Source organism: Streptomyces arenae, from assembly GCF_022343545.1.
Lineage (GTDB): Bacteria > Actinomycetota > Actinomycetes > Streptomycetales > Streptomycetaceae > Streptomyces > Streptomyces humi.
On sequence record NZ_JAKQYH010000047.1, the window covers coordinates 103,330 to 125,332 of the forward strand.

Genomic DNA, 22,003 nt, shown 5'->3' on the forward strand with positions numbered 1-22,003 from the left:
GTTAGGCTCACCTCTGTGAGTAGGTGCGCAACCGTCTCCCGGATGCTCGACGAGCCCGTCTCTGGCACCGCCGCCACAGCGACGACGTGGCTGCTGCTGGAACAGCCGGGCCCCTGGGGTGCCAAGGCGCTCACTTCGAGCCATCTGGACCCCGCGCTCGGCCGCGCCCTGGAGGCCGCCGCCGACGGGACCGGCGTGCGGATCGCGCTCATCCGCCGCCCCGGCCGCCATGCCGACCCGGGCACGCCCGCCGTTCGGCAGGTGTACGCGGCCCACACCGTTCCCGGGAACCTGTGGCTGCACAGCGCCGAGACCCGCGATCCCCGCCGGCTGCTCGACCTCGACCTCGCCGCGCTCGGCGCGGGCGACCACCGTTCCTTCGGCACGGCGCTCGGCGGCCGGCCGCACTCCGGCAGCCCGCTCGCCCTCGTCTGCACCAACGGCAAGCGTGACCGCTGCTGCGCCCTGCTGGGCCGCCCGCTCGCCGCCGAACTGGCCGCGTCCGGCGTACGGGGCACCTGGGAGGTCACCCATCTGGGTGGTCATCGCTTCTCACCGACGGTGCTCGTGCTGCCGTACGGCTACGCGTACGGGCGCGCCGAGGCCCATGCCATCAAGGAGGTCCTGCACGGCGCCCAGGAGGGCCGTGTGGTGCTGGAGGGGTGCCGCGGGTGCTCCGCCTGGGGGCGGCCCGGCCAGGCGGCCGAGCTGGCCGTCCGCGAGGCGGCGGGCGAGTACGCGGCGGGCGCGCTGAGCGTCGTACGGACCGAGGGCGCGGCCCCGCGCTGGCAGGTCACCGTCGACCACGCCGACGGCCGCCGCTGGCGGGTGGAGGTGGCCCAGGGCGCGTCCCTGCCGCCCCGCCCGGAGAGCTGCGGGGTCTCCGTGCTCGGATCCCCGGCCCGGATGGACGTGGTGTCACTGCGGGAGCTGCGGACGGCGTCGGCCCTGGCGAGCTGATCTCGCCTGATCCCGCCGATCTCACGGATCGGGCTGATCTCGGCGGTCCCGGCTTTCCCAAGATCTGGTCAAGAGATCCACACCACACCTCTTAGGTACGGCGCACCCGCGCACGTACCGTCGTGGGTATGAGCCCCACGCCCCCCGCGCGCCGACTGCGCCCCCGGCTGCCCCGAAAGGTGTTCTCGCAGGTCCTGCTGATGCAGCTGGCGATCGCCGCGGGGGTGGCGGTGCTCGCGACCGGGCTCTTTCTCGCGCCGCTCAGCAAGCAGCTGGACCAGGAGGCCATGCACAGGGCCCTGGCCATCGCCCAGACCACGGCCCAGGACCCGCAGATCGCCGAAGGTGTCCTGACCACCCCGCCCAGCGCGAGCGGTCCGGTGCAGAAGGAGGCGGAGCGGATCCGGAAGGCCACCGGCGCCGAGTACATCGTGGTGATGGACAAGGGCGGATTCCGCTGGTCGCACACCACGCCCTCGGAGATCGGCCAGCATGTGTCGACCAGCCCCAAGGAGGCACTGGACGGCCAGGAGGTCATGCAGATCGACGACGGCACCCTGGGCCGCTCCGCACGGGGCAAGGTGCCGCTGTACGACTCGAAGCACCGGATCATCGGGGCGGTCTCGGTCGGAATCGCGTACAACAGCGTCCGGGCCCGGTTGCTCAGCACGATCCCGGGACTGTTCGCGTACGCCGGCGGCGCTCTCGCGGTCGGTGCGCTGGCCGCCTGGCTGATCTCCCGGAGGGTCCAGCGGCAGACCCGTGACCTGGCTTTCTCCGACATCTCAGCGCTGCTCGCGGAGCGCGAGGCGATGCTGCACGGCATCCGGGAAGGCGTCGTCGCCCTCGACCGCGGCGGCCGGATTCGGCTGCTGAACGACGAGGCCCGCCGGTTGCTCGGCATCGGTGACGAGGCCGTCGGCCGGTCCCCCGACGAGGCGCTCGGCGCGGGCCGTACCACCGATGTGCTGGCCGGCCGGGTGACCGGCACCGACCTGCTCACCGTGCGCGGTCAGCGGGTCCTGGTCGCCAACCGGATGCCCACCGACGACGGCGGCGCCGTCGCCACCCTGCGCGACCGCACCGAGCTGGAACAGCTGGGCCGCGAACTCGACTCCACGCGCGGGCTGATCGACGCCCTGCGCGCCCAGGACCACGAGCACGCCAACCGCATGCACACCCTGCTCGGGCTGCTGGAACTGGAGATGTACGACGACGCCGTGGAGTTCGTCGGCGAGGTGGTCGGCGACCACCGGGTCACCGCCGAGCAGGTCACGGAGAAGATCCAGGACCCGCTGCTGGCCGCGCTGCTGGTCGGCAAGGCGACCGTCGCGGCCGAGCGCGGGGTCGCCCTGTGGGTGTCGGACCGCACCTGGCTGCCGGACCGGCTGGTGGACCCCAGGGGGCTGGTCACGGTCGTGGGCAACCTCGTCGACAACGCGCTGGACGCGGTCGCCGGCACTCCGCACGCGCGCGTGGAGGTCGAACTGCGCACCGAGGGACGCGCGGTCGTCCTCAGGGTGCGCGACACCGGGCCGGGGATCCCGGCGGAACAACGGGAGCTGGCGTTCACCGAGGGGTGGTCCACCAAGAAGCCGCCCGCGCACGGCAAGCGCGGCATCGGACTCCCCCTGGTGCGCCGGCTCGCCGAACGCCAGGGCGGCAGCGCGTCCGTGGGCGACGCGGACGGCGGCGGCGCGCAGTTCACGGTGGTGCTGCCCGAGGCGCTGACCGAGCCGGAGCTGGAACCGGTGCCCGTACCGGCCGACGAGGACGCACGATGACCGAGGGACGAGGAAGCGCCGTGATCGAGGTCCTGGTCGTGGACGACGACACCCGGGTCGCCCGGGTCAACGCGGCCTACGTCGAGAAGGTGCCCGGCTTCCACGTGGCCGGCGAGGCCCACAACGCGGCCGAGGCGCTGCGCCAGCTGGAGGCGCTCCCCTGCCTCGACCTGGTCCTGATGGACCACTACCTGCCCGACGACACGGGCCTCGCGGTGGTCCAGGAGATGCGGCGGCGCGGCCACCAGACCGATGTGATCATGGTGACGGCGGCCCGGGACGTCTCGACCGTCCAGGCGGCCATGCGCCAGGGTGCCCTGCAGTACCTGGTGAAGCCGTTCGCGTTCGCGGGGCTGCGGACCAAGCTGGAGGCGTACGCGCAGCTGCGGCGCACCCTGGACGGCGGCGGCGAGGCCGAACAGGCCGAGGTGGACCGCATCTTCGGCGCCCTGTCCGCGCCGTCCGAGCCGGAGCTGCCCAAGGGGCACTCCCCCACCACCGCCGAGCTGGTCCGCCGGTCGCTGATGAACGCCGAGAGCCCGCTGTCGGCCCAGGAGATCGCCGAGCGGACCGGGGTGAGCCGGCAGACCGCCCAGCGCTACCTCAAGCTCCTGGAGCGCACCGGACGGGCCCGGCTGACCCTCAAGTACGGCGACGCGGGCCGCCCCGAACACCGTTACGTGTGGGCGACCCGCGGCTGAGACGTACTGCTACTTGGCAGCCTTGACGAACTCCGTCGTGTAGGTCTTGCTGAGGTCGACATCGTGGTTCTGGATGTTCGTGTTGAACGCCTTGAGCACCTTCTCCACGGTCTCGGGGCCGTTCTCGGGCATCACACCGTCGTCGGTGAACATCGGCAGCGTGCTCTTGATGGACTGCGTGTAGAGGGCCTTGTCGCCCTGGGCGTAGTCGGCCGGCATCTTGGCCGCGATCTCGGCGGCGCTGTGGGTGGACATCCACTTGAGCGTCTTGACGAACGCATTGACCATCTTCTGGACGGTGTCCTTGTGGCTGTTGACCCAGTCCGTCTGCATGTACAGGCTGGACGACGGGTACGGACCGCCGAGCGCCTTCTGGGAACCCTCCGGCGTCCGCATGTCCAGGAGGATCTTGCCCGCCTTCTTGTCCAGGATGGTCGCGACGGTCGGATCCGTCGTCATCCCACCGTCGATGGACCCCTGCTGGAGCGCCGAGATGAAGGTCGCGCCCGCACCGACGGCGACCGGCGAGAAGTCGCTGACCTTCACGCCGTTCTTGACGGCGAGGTACTTGGTCAGGAAGTCGGTCGACGAACCGAGGCTGGTGATGCCGAGCTTCTTGCCCTTGAAGTCCTTGGGCGAGGTGATGTCACCGGCGGCCTTGGTGGAGACGATCTCGACCTCGCCGGGCGCCCGGGAGAACTGCACGACGGACTCCACCGCCTTGCCCTTGGTCTGGAGGTCCAGCGTGTGGTCGTAGAAGCCGACCGTGCCCTGGACCTGCCCGGCGACGAGGGCCGTCTCGGCCTGCACACCGGCCGGCTCGGTCAGCAGTTCCACGTCGAGTCCCTCGGCGTCGAAGTAGCCGAGCCGCTGGGTGAGCATCGCCGGGAGGTAGATGACCTTGTCCAGGCCGCCGACCATGATCTTGACCTTCGTGCCCTTTCCGTCGCCCTTGCCGGCGGAGCCGCTGGAGGTCGTGCTCGCCGCGTCGTTGGCACAGGCGGTGAGGGAGGACAGGGCGAGCAGGCCGGCGGCGGCCAGGGTGGTGTATCTGGCGGACTTGCGCATGACGTTCACGTCCTTGTGAGTGGCGGTGCGGGAGGAGAAGGCCGGGTTCAGCTGTCGGAGTCCGACGGCTTCCAGCGGAAGATGCGGCGCTCGGCGAAGGTGAGCAGCCCTTCGGCGGCGAGCGCGACGACGGCGAGGATGACCATCGCGGCGTACACACCGGCCGCGTTGAAGGTGCCCTGCGACTGCGCGACGAGCAGGCCGATGCCCTTGGTGGCACCGATGTACTCGCCGACGATGGCGCCGATGAGGGCGAAGCCGAAGCTGACGTGGAGGCTGGTGAAGATCCACGAGGTGGCGGACGGGATGACCACCTGGAGGGTCACCCGGCGGTCGCTGGCGCCCAGGATCCGGGCGTTGGCGACGAGGTTGCGGTCCACCTCGCGGGCACCCTGGAAGGCGTTGAAGAACACCGGGAAGAACACCAGGACGACGGCCGAGGCGACCTTGGAGGAGGCGCCGAGCCCGAACCAGATCACGAAGATCGGGGCCAGCACGATCCTGGGGATCGAGTTGAGCACCTTGATGTAGGGGCCGAGGACGTCGGCGAGGAACGCGATCCGTCCCAGGGCGATGCCGAAGACGACACCGGCGGCGACCCCGATGACCCAGCCGAGCAGCGCCTCGTACAGCGTGTACCAGATCTGCTCGCCGAGGGAGCCGAGTGCGGTGCCGTGGGTCACCCAGGTCCAGATCTGGTCCCAGATCTTCGACGGCATCGAGAAGTTGAACGGGTCGATGACACCGGCCCGGGACAGGACCTCCCACAGGCCGAGGACGGCCACCAGGAGCAGCACCCGCACGGTGTACACGATCACCTTGCGTCTGCGGGCGGCCTGGGCCCGCGTCTGGGCGCGGTCCGAGGTCTTGGCCGTCTCGACGACCGGTGTGCTGAGGACGTCAGGCGACATGGGCGGCGCCCCTCTCACGGGTGATGCGGACCTCTTCGCCGAGGGACTCCCAGATCTCGCGGTAGATCTCGATGAACCGCGGCTCCAGACGCACCGACTCGACCTTGCGGGGGCGGGGCAGGTCGATGTCGAAGACCTGCTTCACGGTCGCGGGCCCGGCGGTCATGACGACCACCTTGTCGGCCAGCGCGATGGACTCCTCCAGGTCGTGCGTGACGAACACGACGGAGGCGCCGGTGCCCTCCCACAGCTCGAGGAGTTCGTCCGACATCAGCGCCCGGGTCTGCACGTCGAGCGCGGAGAACGGCTCGTCCATGAGCAGGATCTCGGGGTCGTTGACGAAGGTCGCGGCGAGCGCCACCCGCTTGCGCTGGCCGCCGGAGAGCTGGTGCGGGTAGCGGTCCTCGAAGGCGGCGAGGCCGACCCTGGCCAGCCAGGCGCGGGCCTTCTCCTTCGCCTCCGCCTTGGGCACGCCCCGGAAGCGGGGTCCCGCCATCACGTTGGACAGCACGGTCCGCCAGGGGAAGGTGGCGTCCTGCTGGAAGACGAAACCGACCTTGTCACCGACGCCGGCGACCGGCTGACCGGCCACCAGGACATCGCCCTCAGTGGGCTCCTCCAGCCCGCTGACCAGGGTCAGCGTGGTGGACTTGCCACAACCCGTCGGCCCCACCACGGCCACGAACTCACCACGTCCGACGGTGAGGTCGAGGTCGCGGACAGCCGTGTGCAGACCCCCCGACGGGGTCTTGAAGATCTTGCTCGCGCCCCGTAGCTCGATGGCGGGGCTGGTGTCTGCGCTCATGGGCCGGGACGGTAGGTGTGGCACGGACCACAGCAGCAGTCTTCTGGGCGCAAGCCGTTCTTTTGCTCGCAAGCACCTGTTGTGCTCATTTTGCGCGCGCTACAACTGCGCAGACGAAACACGGGCTTAACGCTCGCCGGCCTTGAAGGAGAGGCCTGATGATTGACGTTCTGGTGGTCGACGACGACTTCCGCGTCGCTGAGATAAACGCCAAGTACGTGGGGAAGGTTCCCGGCTTCCGGGTGGCCGCCCGCGCACACAGTGCTGCCCAGGCGCTGGCCGCCGTGGAACGCGGCACCATCGACCTGGTCCTGCTGGACCACTACCTGCCGGACCAGACCGGTCTCGAACTCGTCCACCGGATGCGCGAACACGGCCATGGCGCCGACGTCATCATGATCACGGCGGCCAGTGACGTGACCACCGTCCAGCGCGCGATGCGCCTGGGTGCCCTGCACTACCTGGTCAAGCCGTTCACCTTCGCCGCGCTGCGCACCCGCCTCGACTCGTACGCGGCACTGCGCCGCACCGTCGACCGGGTCGGCGGCCGGGGCCTGACCGGGCAGGAGCAGGTCGACCGGATCTTCGGCGCCCTGCGCACCTCACCCGCCCCGTCGGCACCCGGGCTGCCCAGTGGGCACTCCGAGCCGACCACGGACCTCATCTGCGGTGTCCTGCACCGCGCCGGCCATCCGCTGTCGGCCCACGAGGTCGCCGCCGAGACCGGTCTGAGCCGCTCGACCGCCCAGCGCTACCTCCGCCACCTCGAACAGGCAGGCCGGCTGCGCCTCACCCTGAAGTACGGCGACACGGGCCGCCCGGAACACCGGTACGCCTGGGTGGCGCCGTAGCTCCTACACGGCCCCCGCCCCGGTCAGCGACCGCACCTCGGTCTCCGCGTACCTGCCCTCGTCCGGTACCTCGTCCGAGGTGACCGTGCCGAGCCAGCCGGCCAGGAAACCCAGCGGAATGGAGACGATCCCCGGGTTCTGCAGCGGGAAGTACTGGAAGTCGACGTCCGGGAAGAGCGCCCCCGGGCTCCCGGACACCACCGGGGACAGCGCGACCAGCACCAGAGCGGGGACGAGTCCGCCGTATACGGCCCACACCGCGCCGCGGGTCGTGAAGCCTCCCCAGAACAGCGAGTACAGCAGCACCGGCAGGTTGGCCGAGGCGGCCACCGCGAAGGCCAGGCCCACCAGGAAGGCGACGTTGAGGTCACGGGCCAGCAGGCCGAGGGCGATGGCCACCACCCCGATGCCCACCGCGGCCGTGCGCGCCACCGCCACCTCGCTGCGCTGTCGTGCGTGCGGCCTGCGCAGCGTGGCGTACAGGTCGTGGGCGACGGACGCCGAGGAGGCGAGGGTGATCCCGGCGACCACGGCGAGGATGGTCGCGAAGGCGACGGCGGCGACGACCGCGAACAGAACCGTTCCACCGGTGGAACCCACGCCGCCGCCCAGGTCGAGTGCCAGCAGGGGGACCGCGGTGTTCCCCGACTCGTTCGACGAGCGCACCGTGTCCGTCCCGACGACGGCGGCGGCTCCGAAGCCCAGCACGATCGCCATCAGATAGAAGCCGCCGATCAGCCCGATCGACCACACCGTGGACCGCCGGGCCGCCCTCGCGGTCGGCACCGTGTAGAACCGCGACAGGATGTGCGGCAGCCCCGCCGTGCCCAACACCAGCGCCAGGCCCAGGCTGATGAAGTCCAGCCGCGCGCTCCAGGTCCCGCCGTACTTGAGCCCCGGCGCGAGGAACGCCTTGCCGTGCCCGCTGCGCTCCGCGGCCGTGAGCAGCAACTGGTCGACGTCGCCGTGGAAGCGCAGCAGCACCAGCACGGTCAGTGTCACCGTCCCGCCCATCAGCAGGACCGCCTTCACGATCTGGATCCAGGTGGTGGCCCGCATCCCGCCCAGCGACACGTAGATCACCATCAGCGCGCCGACCCCGATGACCGTCCACGCCTGGGCGGCCCCGCCGGTCCGTCCCAGCAGCAGGGCCACCAGGCTGCCCGCCCCCACCATCTGCGCCACCAGGTAGAGAACGGAGACCGTGACCGAGGACGTGCCCGCCGCGATCCGCACCGGCCGCTCGGTCATCCGCGCCGCGATCACGTCGGCGAGGGTGAACCGCCCGCAGTTGCGGACCAGTTCGGCCACCACGAACAGCACGACCAGCCATGCCACCAGGAAACCCACCACATACAGCAGTCCGTCGTAGCCGAACAGCGCGATGAGCCCGGTGACACCGAGGAAGGAGGCCGCCGACATGTAGTCACCCGCGATGGCCAAACCATTCTCCAGCGGCGAGAACAACCGGCCGCCGGCATAGAACTCCTCCGCCGAACCATGCCGTTTCCTGCTCACCCACGTCGTGATCCCCAGGGTTACCGCGACGAACGCGCTGAACAGAAGCAGCGCCAGGGTCTGATGATGGAGCGTCACAGGACACCGCCCCGCGCGCCACGGGCCAGTTCCTGGGTGTCCCAGCGCAGGTCCAGCGCGGCACGATCCCGGCGCAGCCGCGCGTGCCGTGCGTAGGCCCAGGTGAGAACGAACGTCGTGAGGAACTGCCCGAGCCCCGCGACCATCGCCACGTTCACCGCTCCGGCGACGGGCCTCGCCATCAGACCGGGCGCGGTCGTCGCAGCGACCACGTACGCCACGTACCAGGTGAGGAAGACGACGGCCCCCGGCACCACGAACCTCCGGTAGCGGCCGCGCACCTCCTGGAAGGCCGCGCTGCGCTGCACCTCCAGATACACGTCCCGGGCCCGGACCGCCGGCCCTTCCGGCTCGGTTCGTGCCGGCGGTACGGCGGGGGCCGGCCTTCCGGCGCCCTCCACATCGCCCCAGCCGGAGGCCAGCGCGTCGTACCAGGGGTCCTCGTACCTGACTTCTCCGGAGGTCGTGCCGTACTCGCCCTGGTCCGCGTGCCGTTCGGCCGAACTCTCGGAGCCGTCCCCGCCGTCGCGGTGACGTCCGTTGCTTGACTGCATGCCCAAGGATGGACAGATCGGGAAGATCCCTGACTCTCTTCTCAAGTCTCTTCACCCCATCAGGTGACTCAGTTCGCCGGTGGCCTCACCAGTCCCTTCCCGTAGGCGTAACGCACCGCCTGCGCGCGGTCCTTGAGTCCCGTCTTGGCGAACAGGTTGTTGATGTGTGTCTTCACCGTCGCGGTCGAGACGTGCAGTCTCCGCGCGATCTCCTGGTTGCTGAGCCCCTCGGCGATCAGCACCAGGACCTCGGTCTCCCGTACGGTCAGTCCGTCCGGTGCCTCGGCCGCGGGCGGGGGCGGCTGCTCGGGCTGCGACAGTCTTTCCAGCAGCCGTCGCTGGATGCTCGGTGAGAGTCCCGCGTCTCCCGAGAGCACGCTCTCCACGGCCCGGACGATCTCGTCGCCACCCGCGTCCTTGGTCAGGTAGCCGCGGGCGCCGGCCCGCAGCGCCGGGAACAGCGACTCGTCGTCCGCGAACGTGGTGAGCACCACGACCTGGGTCCCCGGGTACTGCGAGCGGATCCGCCGGGTCGCCTCCACCCCGTCGCAGCGCGGCATCCGCAGGTCCATCAGCACCACGTCCGGGGCCAGCTCACCGACCAGCCGCACCGCCTCCTCCCCGTCGCCCGCCGCTCCGACGACCTCCACACCGGGCAGCAGCCCGAGGAGCATCACGATGCCCTCCCTGACCACCGTCTGGTCGTCCGCGACCACCACCCGCGCGGGCTTCTTCCCGCCCTCCGTCATACAGGCACCCTCAACCGCACCTCGAACCCCTCGTCATCACGTGCTGCCTCCAGCGACCCGCCCAGCAGCTCGGCCCGCTCCCGCATGCCGAGCAGACCGTACCCGCTGCCGGCGCCCGTGAGTTCGCCCGGACGTCCGCCCGAGTCCCGCACGTTCAACGTCACGTCGTGCTCGCCGTAGTCCAGCCGCACCCGCACCTTGGCGCCGTGGGCGTGCTTGCGGACGTTCGTCAGCGCCTCCTGGGCGACGCGTCGTACCGTCTGCGAGGCCTCGGCGGGCAGGGCTCTGCGTTCGCCCGTGACGGTGACCTCCGCGCCGTCGGCCGAGCCGACGAGCTCGGTGAGGAAGTCCTCCAGCGGGGTCAGCTCGCCACGGAGCGCCGACAGGGCCTGGCGGGTCTCGGCCAGACCGTCGCGGGCCATTCCCCTGGCGGCCACCACGCGTTCGAGGATCTGCTCCCGGTCGGCGCCGCGCTCGATCAGCAGTCGCGCGGCTTCCAGGTGCACCATCTGGGCCGAGAGGCTGTGGGCCAGGACGTCGTGGATCTCCCGGGCGATCCTGGCCCGCTCCGCGAGCGCCGCCGACTCGGCCTCGGCCGCTCTCGCGGCACGCTCCTGGGCCAGCAGCCGCTGTGCGTGACCGCGGGCCTCGGCGTCGAGTCTCATGACATAGCCGGCGAGGGCCATCCCGACGACGGTGGCCGCGGTGGTCAGCCACACGTCGTTGTTGAACGCGGAGTACGAGGCCAGGGCCACCGAGGTGACGGGCACCGCGACCGCGATCGGCAGCCGCTCCAGGGCCGAGATGCCGCAGCCGCACCAGATCACGAGCGCCGGGCCCCGGAACCCCGTGACCTCCGCGAGCACGGCGATGGCCAGGAGGACGGCGATGAGGACGAGGGAGGGCACCAGCCGGTGGGCGTAGGTCGTCCGGTAGAAGCCCCAGGAGGCCGCGGCGGTCACGAGAACGCCCGTCACGGCCGCGGCCACGTCCCAGCCGCAGACATGGGACTGGTTGAAGGCGCTCCACAACAGCAGGGCGAGGACGAGCAGCCTCACCCCCCAGGCGAGCATGCGCCTGGGCTGGGAGATCCCCGCGCGGCTCAGCGCTTCACGCGAGGGCCAGCGCGTCCAGGCGTTCTCCGTCACACCCCTTCCTTCCTGGTGACCCGGGCCATTCCGTCACGGTACGCCCGGGCAGGGCCGCCGGCGGACGGGGCGGTATGGAGGGACTGCGCCCGCCAGACGAGGATGCCGGAGCGGACCCCGAGCAGGATCGCCAGGCCGAGCATCAGGGCCGAGCTGTCCTGGTGGACGCCGAGCGCGGCGCCGAGGGCGAAGAGACCCACACGCAGGAGCAGGCCGCCGAGCCAGACCATCCCGCTGGCCTTGGTGCTCTTGGTCCACACCACTCCGTCGGGTTCGGTCCAGATCTTGGTGGTCCAGGCCCAGGCGGCGCCCATCCCGAGGCCGACCAGCAACTCCGTGCCGAGCAGCAGGGCGGATTCGGTGCGGTGGTGGGCGTCGAGTATCGCGGGTTCGCGCAGCGCGACGACGGCGAGGACCGCGGGCAGCAGCCACCAGCGCCGACCGGTGTTGACGGGCCGGGCTCGGAACTGGCGCACGATCACCACGACGACCACGGCCACGATCAGCAACGCGTTGACGAGCCCGGACATCAGAGCCTCCATGAGCGGGAAGGGACGGTGCCGGAGCGGAAGCCGCCGACGCCTTCGACGCTACGGAAACGCACAGGTCAGCAGATCGGCGCGAGGGTGGATCACGGGTGGATTCCGAGGGGTGCGATCCCTCCACCCCCGGGTGGAGAAGGAGCACGTAGGGACACCGGGGTGCCGGGACGCCAGGGCGCCGGGGCTACAGGGTGCCGTGCCGGCGGAGTGCGGGCCGCGGCGGGGACGGCGGCCGGGGGCGCGGGGCGCCGGACACCGAGGCTCCGAGGCTCCCGGGCGCCGGGGCTCAAACGGCCGGAAGCCCCGGCGTCTGCCGAGGCTTCCGGTCACTACTGCCGCTCAGCGGTATCAGCGCTGCGGCGAGGGCTGCTGGGCGCGTCCGCCCAGTCCGCTCAGTCCACTCAGTCCGCGTAGCGGCTACGCGTCGATCCGCGACCGGTCCAGCGTCGCCGCCGAGCCGGAGATGAACTCCTTGCGGGGGGCCACATCGTTGCCCATCAGCAGGTCGAAGACCTGTTCGGCCGCTTCGAGGTCGGACAGGTTGATGCGGCGCAGGGTGCGGTGACGCGGGTCCATCGTGGTCTCGGCCAGCTGGTCGGCGTCCATCTCACCGAGGCCCTTGTACCGCTGGATGGAGTCCTTGTACCGGACGCCCGTGCTCTGGAACTCCATGAGCTTGTCGCGCAGCTCGCGGTCCGAGTACGTGTACACGTACTTGTCCTGGCCCTTCTTGGGCTGGACGATCTCGATGCGGTGCAGCGGCGGGACCGCGGCGAAGACCCGGCCGGCCTCGACCATGGGCCGCATGTACCGCTGGAACAGCGTCAGCAGCAGGCAGCGGATGTGCGAGCCGTCGACGTCGGCGTCGGTCATCATGATGATCTTGCCGTAGCGGGCCGCGTCGATGTCGAACGTACGCCCCGAGCCCGCCCCTATGACCTGGATGATGGCACCGCACTCGGCGTTCTTCAGCATGTCCGTGACCGAGGACCGCTGGACGTTGAGGATCTTGCCCCGGATCGGCAGCAGCGCCTGGAACTCGGAGTTCCGGGCCAGCTTCGCCGTACCGAGCGCGGAGTCGCCCTCGACGATGAAGAGCTCGCTGCGCTCGACGTCGTCGCTGCGGCAGTCGGCGAGCTTGGCCGGCAGCGACGAGGACTCCAGGGCCGTCTTGCGGCGCTGCGCGTCCTTGTGCTGACGGGCCGCGATACGGGTCCGCGCGGCGGCGACCACCTTCTCCATGACCACGCGGGCCTGGGCGGCCGCGTCGCGCTTGGTGGAGGTCAGGAACCCTTTCAGCTCCTTGGAGATCACGTTGTTCACGATCCGGCGGGCCGCCGAGGTGCCGAGGACCTCCTTGGTCTGGCCCTCGAACTGCGGCTCGGCGAGGCGGACGGTGACGACGGCGGTGAGGCCCTCCAGGGCGTCGTCCTTGACGATGTCGTCCTCGGCGACGCGCAGCAGCTTCTTGGCGCGCAGCACCTCGTTGAGCGTCTCACGGACGGACTGCTCGAAGCCGGCCACGTGGGTGCCGCCCTTGGGCGTGGCGATGATGTTGACGAACGACTTCAGCGTCACGTCGTAGCCGGTTCCCCAGCGCATCGCGACGTCCACGCCGAGTTCGCGGGTGACCTCGGTCGGGGTCATCTGGCCGTGCTCGTCCAGAACCGGGACGGTCTCCTTGAAGGTGCCCTGACCGGAGAAGCGGAGGACGTCGCAGACCGGCTTGTCGGTGGCCAGGTACTCGCAGAACTCGCTGATGCCGCCGTCGAAGCGGAACGACTCCTCACCCTTGCTGCCGCCCTCGCCCAGGCCGTACTCGTCGCGGACGACGATGGTCAGGCCGGGCACCAGGAACGCGGTCTGCCGGGCGCGCTGGTGCAGCGTGTCCAGGGAGAGCTTGGCGTCCTTGAGGAAGATCTGGCGGTCGGCCCAGTAGCGGACCCGCGTGCCGCTGCGGGTCTTGGGGATCCTCTTGGTCTTGCGCAGCCCGCTCCCGGCCTCGAACTTGCCGTCCGGGCCGGCGCCGGCGAAGGCGCCCGGCACACCGCGGCGGAAGCTGATCGCGTGCACCTGGCCACCGCGGTCGACCTCGACGTCGAGGCGTGCGGAGAGCGCGTTGACCACGGAGGCACCCACTCCGTGCAGACCGCCGGAGGCGGCGTAGGAGCCACCGCCGAACTTGCCGCCGGCGTGCAGCTTGGTCATGACGACCTCGACGCCGGACAGACCGGTCTTGGGCTCGACGTCCACGGGGATGCCGCGGCCGTTGTCCCGGACCTCGACGGAGCCGTCGTCGTGGAGGATCACGTCGATGTGGTCGCAGTAGCCGCCGAGGGCCTCGTCCACGGCGTTGTCGATGATCTCCCACAGGCAGTGCATCAGGCCGCGGCTGTCGGTGGAGCCGATGTACATGCCGGGACGCTTGCGCACGGCTTCGAGGCCCTCGAGAACGAGCAGGTGCCGCGCGGTGTAGTTGGAGCCGTCCCGGTCTGCTCCTGCCAGCAGCGCAGTGGACGGCACGGACGTATCGGCGGTCACGCGGTTCGCTCCTCGCTGAATTTCAGTGGAGCCCCTTTTGGGTAAGGGGCCGGCTTCGGTCGCCGTTCAGAGGGTACCGAGGCCTGGTAGAGCCGTTGTAACGCCACCCTCGTACGGCCCTCACCCTAGTCCAGGGTCGTATGAGTGTTCGATCCCTCGATGGAGTGAAGTACATATCACGTTCCCTTGGAGGCATGAACCATTTAGGCTCCGGGCACGTCCTCACAAACAACCGGCAATCCAGCCGGGAGGATGAGACCGATGAACCGCGCGAACCCGTAAGCACTGAAAACACGCAATACGGCACATTCGCCGCCAACCGGCAGCAGACGGCCACCTCGAAAGATTTTTTTCGAGGAGAAGCCCCGAGCGGGAACGTTTTCGGGCTGGTTGGATGTTGACCCTGGTACGACAGCTCGTCGAGCTAGAGAAGAGGCGACGTGACTACTGTTCTGACCCCCGCGAGCCACCTGACGGCCGCCGATCGCTGCGACCGCTGCGGCGCCCAGGCATACCTGCGCGTCGTGCTGCTCAGCGGCGGAGAACTGCTCTTCTGCGCCCACCACGGCCGCAAGTTCGAGCCGGAACTCAAGAAGATCGCCGCTGAGATACAGGACGAGACGGAGCGGCTGACGACCGTTCCGGCCACCTCTTCCGAAGATGAGCGCTGACCTCTCGCACCCACGACGAGCCAGCTCCGGCACAGGCCGGTGACGGGCGGTCGCTCCTCCCCAGGAGGGCGACCGCCCTTCGTCTTACGGCCACAGTGGGCCTCAGGAGGGCTTGTGGGGCCGCCGTGAGGGACTGAGAGCCCCGTCGGGGCTCAGTGCCCGTACGGCCTCCGAGACGCGCGTGTAGACGCCGGGGCTGCCGGGCCGCCCGCAGCCGCTCCCCCATGACACGAGCCCGATCAGCTTCCCGTCGGCGACCAGCGGACCCCCGCTGTCCCCCTGGCAGGCGTCCGGGCCGCCCCGTGACTCTCCCGCGCACAGCATCGAGTGGGGCTGGTAGGTGCCGTCCGCGTTGCCGGGATAGGCGCGTTCGCACGTCTCGTCAGGCAGTACGTGGACGCGTGCCGCGTGCAGTCGGCGTGCGTAGTCGGCGCCGCCCGTGGTGTCGCCCCATCCGGAGACCAGCGCACCGGTGCCGGGCGTGTAGGCGGTGTCCCCCTCGGCGGCCATCGGGACCACCGCGCTGCCCGGGAGAGGCCGGGCGAGGGTGAGGACGGCGAAGTCCCCGGTGTTCGCCTCGGCGTCGTAGCCCGGATTCACCCGGGCGACGGTCACGGGAATCTCCTGTCCCTGCGCGGACAGCAGATCGGTGCGGTTCGCGATGACCTTGAGGTCGCCCACCGGGCCGTACGGTCCGCCGACGACCTCGTCGGCCAGGCAGTGGGCCGCGGTCAGGACCGTGGTCCGGCCGATCGCGACGCCACCGCAGAACTGACCGGCGCGGGTACCCCCGAACCGGTCACGGCTGGACAGTGCGACCGTCCAGGGAGCCTGCGAGACATCGATGGGGAAGCCGCCGACGACAACGCTGTCAGCGACCGCCGGGGGCGGGCCGGCCAGCGGTATGACCGCGGTGACGGCCGCCAGGATCAGCGGCCGGATCAGGACCGGAGCAGACGGACGACGCATGCACCCTCCTCACTCTGGGTGGTACTGGAACACCCAGAGTCATCCAGGGGGCCGCACCGCGCAGCACGAAGGTCCGGCCTCCCGAGGGAGGACCGGACCTTCGGTGTCGTAGGACCGCGAGCTGGTCGCAGGACCGCGATCTAGTCGAGGTAGTCGCGCAGGACCTGCGAACGCGACGGGTGACGCAGCTTCGACATGGTCTTGGACTCGATCTGGCGGATCCGCTCACGCGTGACGCCGTAGACCTTGCCGATCTCGTCGAGGGTCTTCGGCTGACCGTCGGTGAGACCGAACCGCATGGAGACGACGCCGGCCTCGCGCTCGGACAGGGTGTCCAGCACCGAGTGCAGCTGCTCCTGGAGGAGCGTGAAGCTGACGGCGTCGGCGGGGACGACGGCCTCGGAGTCCTCGATGAGGTCACCGAACTCGCTGTCACCGTCCTCACCGAGCGGAGTGTGCAGGGAGATGGGCTCACGGCCGTACTTCTGGACCTCGATGACCTTCTCCGGGGTCATGTCGAGTTCCTTGGCCAGCTCCTCCGGGGTGGGCTCGCGGCCCAGGTCCTGGAGCATCTGGCGCTGTACGCGCGCGAGCTTGTTGATGACTTCGACCATGTGCACCGGGATACGGATGGTGCGGGCCTGGTCGGCCATGGCACGGGTGATCGCCTGCCGGATCCACCAGGTGGCGTACGTGGAGAACTTGTAGCCCTTGGTGTAGTCGAACTTCTCGACCGCGCGGATCAGACCGAGGTTGCCCTCCTGGATGAGGTCCAGGAAGAGCATGCCGCGGCCGGTGTAGCGCTTGGCCAGCGAGACCACCAGACGGAGGTTGGCCTCCAGGAGGTGGTTCTTGGCACGGCGCCCGTCCTCGGCGATGATCTCCAGCTCGCGCTTGAGCTTCGGGGCCAGCTTGTCGGCGTTGGCCAGCTTGTCCTCGGCGAACAGACCGGCCTCGATGCGCTTGGCGAGCTCCACCTCCTGCTCGGCGTTGAGCAGGGGGACCTTGCCGATCTGCTTGAGGTAGTCCTTGACCGGGTCGGCGGTGGCACCGGCGGCGGCGACCTGCTGCGCCGGCGCGTCGTCCTCGTCCTCGTCGGACAGGACGAAGCCCGCGCTCTCGGTGCCCTCGGGCTCCTCGGCGCCGGCCTTGGGCTCCTCGAGGACCTCGTCCTCGAGGACCTCGACGTCGTCCTTCTTGGCGGCGGTCTTCTTCGCCACCGTCTTCTTCGCGGCGGTCGCGGTCTTCTTCGCGGCCACCTTCTTCGCGGCGGGGGCCTTCTTGGCGACGGCCTTCTTCACGGGCGCCGCCTCCTCGGCCGGGTCGTCGGCGGCAGCGGCGGGGGCCACCTCGGGAGCGGCCGTGGCGGTCGCCTTCCTGGTGGTCACCGTCTTCGCCGCGACCGTCTTGGTGGCGGTGCGCTTGGCCGGACTCTTCGCTGCGACGCTCTTTCGGGTGCGCTTGGGCTCCGCGGCACTGACCATCAGCGTCACACCCTCTTCCTCAAGGATCTGGTTGAGGCTGCGCAGTACGTTCTTCCACTGAGTGGCCGGAATCTGGTCAGCTTCGAAGGCCCGACGCACATCGTCGCCGGCGATCTGCCCATCAGCCTTTCCCCGCTCAATGAGAGCCATGACAGAGACGGACTCGGCGATCTCCGGCGGGAGCGTACGGGATGTGCTGGCCGACACGAACAACCTCTCGGAACGTTGGAAAACGGCTTCCGGCCCCGTCCGGGACGGACTGGAGCCGACCGCCGGCTTGGGGATGGGCCGACGGCGCGGGCGCGGGCCGGGACGATACACAGCGCCATGAATGGCGTCCGTATTCCCTCCGCGGCTGTCACCTCTTAGGTCATCGCGTTGTTCGCAAGAGCGTTACGCCCAATCTACGTGGCCCGAGTCACACCCCGTAAGCACTCAAAAACGGTCAGACATGGGCAGAGGTTGTCGACGATGATCTCTCCGGGCCCTTCGGACCCCGCGCCCTCCACCGTACGACTGCTCGTACGACCGCTCCAGTGCGTCGCGCCACCGCCGCGAGCCCGTTCACGCGGCCGTCGTGGAGACTTCCGTACGGCCGATCACTGCGCCCGCCCCGCCGCCGGACCCCGCCGGAGCCCTGAGGGATCCGGCGGGGTCCGGCGGAAGCGGGTTCCGGACCGGCGGCGCCAGGGGGACGTGGCACCGACCGAGCGCGCCGCTCTCGGCGCGGATCAGTGCTCGCGCGGGGCGGGCACCACGCGCTCCACCTCGGGGTGGATGGTCAGCAGCTGGCGCATCGCCGATTCGGCGGCCGTGCCGTCGCCGGCGCCGAGAGCGTCGACGATCCGCGCGTGCTGGGCCAGGGAGGTCTCGTTCGGCCGGTCACAGCCGGTGACCGGGCCGCCGGAGACCTGGAGGGCCGCCGACACGATTCCGGAGAGGTGCTCCAGCATGCGGTTGCCCGCGACCTGGATGAGCAGCGAGTGGAACTCGGCGTCGGCACGGGAGAAGGTCAGCGCGTCGCCCTGCGCCATGGCGTGGCTCATGATCTCGACCATGTCGCACAGGCGCTGCTGGACGTCCTCGCGCCCGTGCCCGGCGGCGAGACGGGCGGCGAGCGGCTCGATCGTCCAGCGTAGCTCGCTGAGCTCACGGCGCTGGTCGTCGCGCTGCGGCCCGAAGGCCCGCCACTCGATGATGTCCGGGTCGAGGAGGTTCCAGTCGCTGACCGGCCGCACACGGGTGCCGACGTTGGGGCGGGCGCTGACCAGCCCCTTGGCCTCCAGGACCCGCAGGGACTCACGGACGACGGTGCGGGAGACCTCGAAACGCTGGCCGATCTCCTCGGGGACCAGCGGACGGTCCGCGCCCAGATCGCCGGAGACGATCATCTGACCGAGCTGTTGGACGAGTTGACCGTGCAGTCCGCGGCCGCGGCTGCCCGCGGCACGGCGGCCCACACGGCCGAGTTCCGGGTCGGCGCCCTCCCAGGAGGGCACGCCGACACGTTCCGTGACGGGAGCATCCGCGTAGGGGTAGCGGTCGAGTTCGCCCGGGCCGACCAGACCAGAGTCTGCGGAGCGGGCGGCGGTCATCATGGTGTGCGCAAGGGTACTCACGGATCCTTTGTCGGCGCTGCCTCCAACTCCCTTGAGGTCTTTGGTGAAAAGCACACGAAAGGGTGATCGCTCACGCCGTCGCAATTGACGCCTTATCAGAAAGAAATGGGCGTTCTGAAGGGATTTGTGGGCAGAGGTGGATCGCAAGCGCCCGATCCGCACTCATCGAGCCCTCGCCCGCAGAGTCGTGAACAGGTACGCGCAGAGCAGTGCGGCCAGTGACAACGCCAGTGCGCCGCCCACGGGTTGGGCGAGCATTCGGACCGTACCGACCAGATAGCGGTCTCCCCCGAAGGGCCACTGGAGCAGGAACGCTTCCCTCAACCGCGCCGGGAGACCGGTGGCCATCCGCGCGCCGGGCCCCCGCAGCACCTCGTGCACGGCCGGCACCACGAGCACGGGTACGGCGAGGACGGCGGCCAGGCCGGCCGTGGTGGATCGGAAGACGCCCGCGGCCAGCACGCCGGCCCAGGAGCAGCCGACGACCAGCCCGAACCAACTCACGGTGAGCGGTAGCCAGTCGGCGGGAACCTTCGCGAGCTCCCGGCCGTAGACGAGATAGAGCACTTCGGCGTCGCAGCCCAGGGTGAGGAACGAGAGCAGTACCGCGGTGGCTCCGGAGACCAGCAGTTTCGCGGTGAGCAGCCCCAGTCGGCGGGGCACGGTGCCGCGGTCCGCCGCCAACGCGGGGTGGCGGAACTCGTCTCCGAAGGCCAATGCCCCGAGCAGTCCCGCGCCGAGGGCCGCCGGAGGCAGCGGCAGCTCTCGCGGCCAGGCCGCGAACAACCGGGCCTGGGGGGTGTGCCCGAGCCTGGCCAGCAGTACGGCGGTGACGGCGGACAACAGCAGTACGACACCGCAGGTGAGGAAGCCGGCACCGATACCGGCGGCCCGGCGGAGTTCGTAGCGCAGCGGGCGGAGGGGACTGGGGGCGGTGCGGACGGAGATGGTGGGAGGGAGGAAGGAAAGGGCGTCCGGAGCGGAGGCTTCGGGCCGGCGCGCGAGGGCCGCCGGGAAGTCGGCGGAAGTGGCGTCCGCTCGGATTTCGCCTTCGGCTGCCGCGGCGGGCTTGCCGGGCTGCGGCTGCTGAAGCGGCTCCTTGACGGGAAGGGGGGCGCTGGGGGCTTCGGCGGGTACGGCGCCGGGCCGTGGACGGCGGGAGCCGGCCGGGGCGGCGAGATCGCCCGGTTCATCACCGGCCGACGACCGTTCGGACATCTCACCGGCCGACGTCCGTTCGGACATCTCACCGGCCGACGTCCGTTCGGACATCTCGCGGGTCTGCGGTCGGGCGGTGGCCGCGGCGGAGGGCGACGGCTGGGCGGAGGCGGCAGGGGCCGGTGACTCGCCGACGGCAGCCGCTGCGACCGACGTGAGAGCGGAGGCAGTGACCGGCGGCTCGGCGGGGGCGGCCGCCGTCGACGATTCGGCGGGCGCTGTTGATGGCTGGACGGAGGCAGCGGCGACCGACGGCTGGGCGGACGCGGCGGTCACCGACGCCTGGGTGGAGGTGCCGATGGCAGACGGCTGGGCGGAGGAGGTGGTGACGGCGGGTGGCTGGGCGGGGACGGTGGCGGATGCCGGGTCCGGTGGGGCGGTGCGGGTCGCCGGGTCGGGAGACGCGGACGACGCAGGGCACTGCGCGGATGCCGTCACGACGGATGGCCGGGTGCCCGCGGAGGCGCCCACCGACTGAGGCCTGAGCGCGACGGCCGATGCCTCGGCCGGGCGGGAGAGGCCGGACGTGTCCGCGCGGGAAGAGCGGGAGGAGCCGGACGCCGCCTGGGGGCCGTCGGGCTGCGCCTCGCCGGAGCCGGACGGCTGGAGCGCGGCCGCGACGGACGACTCGGCGCCTTCCGAGGACCGGCTCGGGTCCGGAGGGGCGTCGCCCGCGCCTGACCGCCCTGCCCACTTCGGAGCGGCCGACGCCCGCGGTTGCGGGGTGACCGTGGAACCGGCGGCGGACTGGACCTGCCTGCCGGGTTCGTCCGGCCGGGCAGCGCTCCTGACCGCCTCGGTGACCAGGCACTCCGGCGCCATGGCCGTTTCGCTCGTGTCCTGTTGCCGCCGTACGGTCTCCGGCGCGACCTCCGTCGACGGCTCCAGGTCGGCGCCGGGGCCCATGTCACCGGTCTCGTCGGCGAGTTGATGGACGAGGATGCCGTGCCGGAACGCGGTCTCGCCGACCTCGGCGGTCGTACTGCCGTACACGGAGAGGCGGTTGCCGCCTTCCCGGACGACTTCCACGGAACGGTGAGCCGTGCGGGCCTCCTTGCTGAGGAGGGCGGCGAGCCGGGCGGCGTGGGGACTGCGGACGGCGACGCGGGGGCGCAGCCGGGTGCGGGCGAACTCGCCGGCCGCCTGGTCCGCGACGAGCCTGCCGGCCTCCAGAGTGACGACCCGGTCGGCGGCGCGGGCGGCCTCCTTGGGGTCGGCGGTGGTGTACAGGACCGTGCCGCCCTGTGTCGCGTGCGCCCGGAGCATCCGGTGCAGCCAGAGCGCTTCACGGCCGGCGAGACCGTTCGTGGGCTCGTCCAGGACCAGGGTGTGGGGATCGGCGAGCAGTGCGCAGGCGAGGCCGAGGCGGCGGTCCATGCCGCGGGACAGCGTGCCCAGGCGTTCGTCGCGCAGGCTGACGATGCCGACGGTTTCCAGCACTTCGTCGGCCCGCCGGGCCGGGACGCCAGTCGCCGCGCACAGCATGCGCAGATGACCGCGGACGGAGCGGGCCGGGTGGCCGGGAACGTCGCCGAGGACCACGCCGACCTCACGCGAGGGGTGGGCGATGCGATGCAGCGGGCGGCCTCTGAAGTGGGTGAGACCACGGCCCTGTTGGAGTTCGAGCATCAGTCTGAGCGTCGTGGTCTTGCCCGCCCCCGCCTCGCCGAGGAGTGCGGTGACTTGGCCCGCGCGCGCCTCGAAGGTCACGTCGTCGACCGCGGGCGGGTGCGCCTTGCGGGGGGTGCTGGTCAGTCCGAAGGCCTCGATCACCTTAGGGAAGATAGCGCGGAATGACCGTTTTTCCGGGTATAGGGGCGTTTAACCCTCGC

General features: G+C 70.7%; 18 protein-coding genes. 5 read left to right on the plus strand and 13 right to left on the minus strand.

The window, feature by feature from the left end:
- The first annotated feature begins 15 nt into the window (after nucleotides 1-15).
- The 3 genes from MB828_RS20970 (at nucleotide 16) to MB828_RS20980 (ending at nucleotide 3,445) form a co-directional block, all read left to right on the plus strand.
- The gene (locus MB828_RS20970) at nucleotides 16-960 is read left to right on the plus strand and encodes a sucrase ferredoxin (protein ID WP_301649528.1); all 945 of its coding nucleotides are present in this window, start codon (nucleotides 16-18) and stop codon (nucleotides 958-960) included.
- 128 nt (nucleotides 961-1,088) lie between these two features.
- Entirely contained in the window at nucleotides 1,089-2,744 is a 1,656-nt protein-coding gene (locus tag MB828_RS20975) for an ATP-binding protein (RefSeq protein ID WP_133028101.1), read from the plus strand.
- 20 nt (nucleotides 2,745-2,764) lie between these two features.
- Nucleotides 2,765-3,445: a response regulator gene (locus MB828_RS20980; RefSeq protein ID WP_301649575.1), complete on the plus strand. Its 681-nt coding sequence runs from the start codon at nucleotides 2,765-2,767 to the stop codon at nucleotides 3,443-3,445.
- A gap of 9 nt (nucleotides 3,446-3,454) precedes the next feature.
- On the opposite strand, the gene MB828_RS20985 is transcribed toward MB828_RS20980, so the two are convergent.
- Genes MB828_RS20985 through MB828_RS20995 form a run of 3 tightly spaced genes read right to left on the minus strand, consistent with a single transcriptional unit; the run spans nucleotide 3,455 to nucleotide 6,229 of the window.
- A complete protein-coding gene (locus tag MB828_RS20985) occupies nucleotides 3,455-4,513 on the minus strand; it encodes an ABC transporter substrate-binding protein (protein WP_301649529.1) in 1,059 nt (352 codons plus the stop codon).
- A 47-nt stretch (nucleotides 4,514-4,560) separates the two neighbouring features.
- Nucleotides 4,561-5,424, minus strand: a complete 864-nt coding sequence (locus MB828_RS20990) for an ABC transporter permease (RefSeq protein ID WP_133028103.1) — start codon at nucleotides 5,422-5,424, stop codon at nucleotides 4,561-4,563.
- Nucleotides 5,414-6,229, minus strand: a complete 816-nt coding sequence (locus MB828_RS20995) for an ABC transporter ATP-binding protein (RefSeq protein WP_046728675.1) — start codon at nucleotides 6,227-6,229, stop codon at nucleotides 5,414-5,416. Before MB828_RS20995 ends, MB828_RS20990 begins: the two co-directional genes overlap by 11 nt.
- 158 nt (nucleotides 6,230-6,387) lie before the next feature.
- Between MB828_RS20995 and MB828_RS21000 the strand changes: the two genes are divergently transcribed.
- A complete protein-coding gene (locus MB828_RS21000) occupies nucleotides 6,388-7,080 on the plus strand; it encodes a response regulator (RefSeq protein WP_301649530.1) in 693 nt (230 codons plus the stop codon).
- Nucleotides 7,081-7,083: 3 nt separating this feature from the next.
- Here MB828_RS21000 and MB828_RS21005 read toward each other — a convergent pair whose 3' ends face one another.
- The 6 genes from MB828_RS21005 to MB828_RS21030 form a co-directional block, all read right to left on the minus strand.
- Nucleotides 7,084-8,676: a solute symporter family protein gene (locus MB828_RS21005; RefSeq protein WP_301649531.1), complete on the minus strand. Its 1,593-nt coding sequence runs from the start codon at nucleotides 8,674-8,676 to the stop codon at nucleotides 7,084-7,086.
- Complete coding sequence (locus MB828_RS21010; protein WP_301649532.1) at nucleotides 8,673-9,230, minus strand: DUF485 domain-containing protein; 558 nt, start codon at nucleotides 9,228-9,230, stop codon at nucleotides 8,673-8,675. Before MB828_RS21010 ends, MB828_RS21005 begins: the two co-directional genes overlap by 4 nt.
- A 68-nt stretch (nucleotides 9,231-9,298) precedes the next feature.
- A complete protein-coding gene (locus MB828_RS21015) occupies nucleotides 9,299-9,979 on the minus strand; it encodes a response regulator transcription factor (protein WP_133028107.1) in 681 nt (226 codons plus the stop codon).
- Nucleotides 9,976-11,127: a sensor histidine kinase gene (locus MB828_RS21020; RefSeq protein WP_301649533.1), complete on the minus strand. Its 1,152-nt coding sequence runs from the start codon at nucleotides 11,125-11,127 to the stop codon at nucleotides 9,976-9,978. The genes MB828_RS21015 and MB828_RS21020 overlap by 4 nt, the downstream gene beginning before the upstream one ends.
- Nucleotides 11,124-11,657 carry a CcdC protein domain-containing protein gene (locus MB828_RS21025; RefSeq protein ID WP_301649534.1) on the minus strand — a complete coding sequence of 178 codons (534 nt, stop codon included), beginning with the start codon at nucleotides 11,655-11,657 and terminating at the stop codon, nucleotides 11,124-11,126. Before MB828_RS21025 ends, MB828_RS21020 begins: the two co-directional genes overlap by 4 nt.
- A gap of 429 nt (nucleotides 11,658-12,086) precedes the next feature.
- The gene (locus MB828_RS21030) at nucleotides 12,087-14,210 is read right to left on the minus strand and encodes a DNA gyrase/topoisomerase IV subunit B (RefSeq protein WP_301649535.1); all 2,124 of its coding nucleotides are present in this window, start codon (nucleotides 14,208-14,210) and stop codon (nucleotides 12,087-12,089) included.
- Between the two features lie 440 nt (nucleotides 14,211-14,650).
- Here MB828_RS21030 and MB828_RS21035 point away from each other — a divergent pair, with 440 nt between their 5' ends.
- Nucleotides 14,651-14,881, plus strand: coding sequence for a DUF7455 domain-containing protein (locus tag MB828_RS21035; protein ID WP_133028110.1), 231 nt, complete (start codon nucleotides 14,651-14,653; stop codon nucleotides 14,879-14,881).
- Nucleotides 14,882-14,983: 102 nt separating this feature from the next.
- On the opposite strand, the gene MB828_RS21040 is transcribed toward MB828_RS21035, so the two are convergent.
- From MB828_RS21040 to MB828_RS21055, 4 genes are all read right to left on the minus strand, one after another.
- Nucleotides 14,984-15,850 (minus strand): S1 family peptidase, encoded by an 867-nt coding sequence (locus MB828_RS21040; RefSeq protein WP_133028111.1) that lies wholly within the window; start codon nucleotides 15,848-15,850, stop codon nucleotides 14,984-14,986.
- Between the two features lie 140 nt (nucleotides 15,851-15,990).
- On the minus strand, nucleotides 15,991-17,541 hold the full coding sequence (locus MB828_RS21045) for an RNA polymerase sigma factor (RefSeq protein WP_301649536.1): 1,551 nt from the start codon (nucleotides 17,539-17,541) through the stop codon (nucleotides 15,991-15,993).
- Nucleotides 17,542-18,065: 524 nt separating this feature from the next.
- Nucleotides 18,066-18,953 (minus strand): FadR/GntR family transcriptional regulator, encoded by an 888-nt coding sequence (locus MB828_RS21050; protein ID WP_301649537.1) that lies wholly within the window; start codon nucleotides 18,951-18,953, stop codon nucleotides 18,066-18,068.
- Nucleotides 18,954-19,115: 162 nt separating this feature from the next.
- Nucleotides 19,116-21,944, minus strand: a complete 2,829-nt coding sequence (locus tag MB828_RS21055; RefSeq protein ID WP_301649538.1) for an ATP-binding cassette domain-containing protein — start codon at nucleotides 21,942-21,944, stop codon at nucleotides 19,116-19,118.
- Between the last annotated feature and the right edge of the window lie 59 nt (nucleotides 21,945-22,003).

Coding starts and splice junctions, on each gene's coding strand:
- MB828_RS20975 (WP_133028101.1), top strand. CDS start 1,089: ATGAGCCCCACGCCCCCCGCGCGCCGACTGCGCCCCCGGCTGCCCCGA.
- MB828_RS20985 (WP_301649529.1), bottom strand. CDS start 4,513: ATGCGCAAGTCCGCCAGATACACCACCCTGGCCGCCGCCGGCCTGCTC.
- MB828_RS20990 (WP_133028103.1), bottom strand. CDS start 5,424: ATGTCGCCTGACGTCCTCAGCACACCGGTCGTCGAGACGGCCAAGACC.
- MB828_RS20995 (WP_046728675.1), bottom strand. CDS start 6,229: ATGAGCGCAGACACCAGCCCCGCCATCGAGCTACGGGGCGCGAGCAAG.
- MB828_RS21000 (WP_301649530.1), top strand. CDS start 6,388: ATGATTGACGTTCTGGTGGTCGACGACGACTTCCGCGTCGCTGAGATA.
- MB828_RS21010 (WP_301649532.1), bottom strand. CDS start 9,230: ATGCAGTCAAGCAACGGACGTCACCGCGACGGCGGGGACGGCTCCGAG.
- MB828_RS21015 (WP_133028107.1), bottom strand. CDS start 9,979: ATGACGGAGGGCGGGAAGAAGCCCGCGCGGGTGGTGGTCGCGGACGAC.
- MB828_RS21025 (WP_301649534.1), bottom strand. CDS start 11,657: ATGTCCGGGCTCGTCAACGCGTTGCTGATCGTGGCCGTGGTCGTCGTG.
- MB828_RS21040 (WP_133028111.1), bottom strand. CDS start 15,850: ATGCGTCGTCCGTCTGCTCCGGTCCTGATCCGGCCGCTGATCCTGGCG.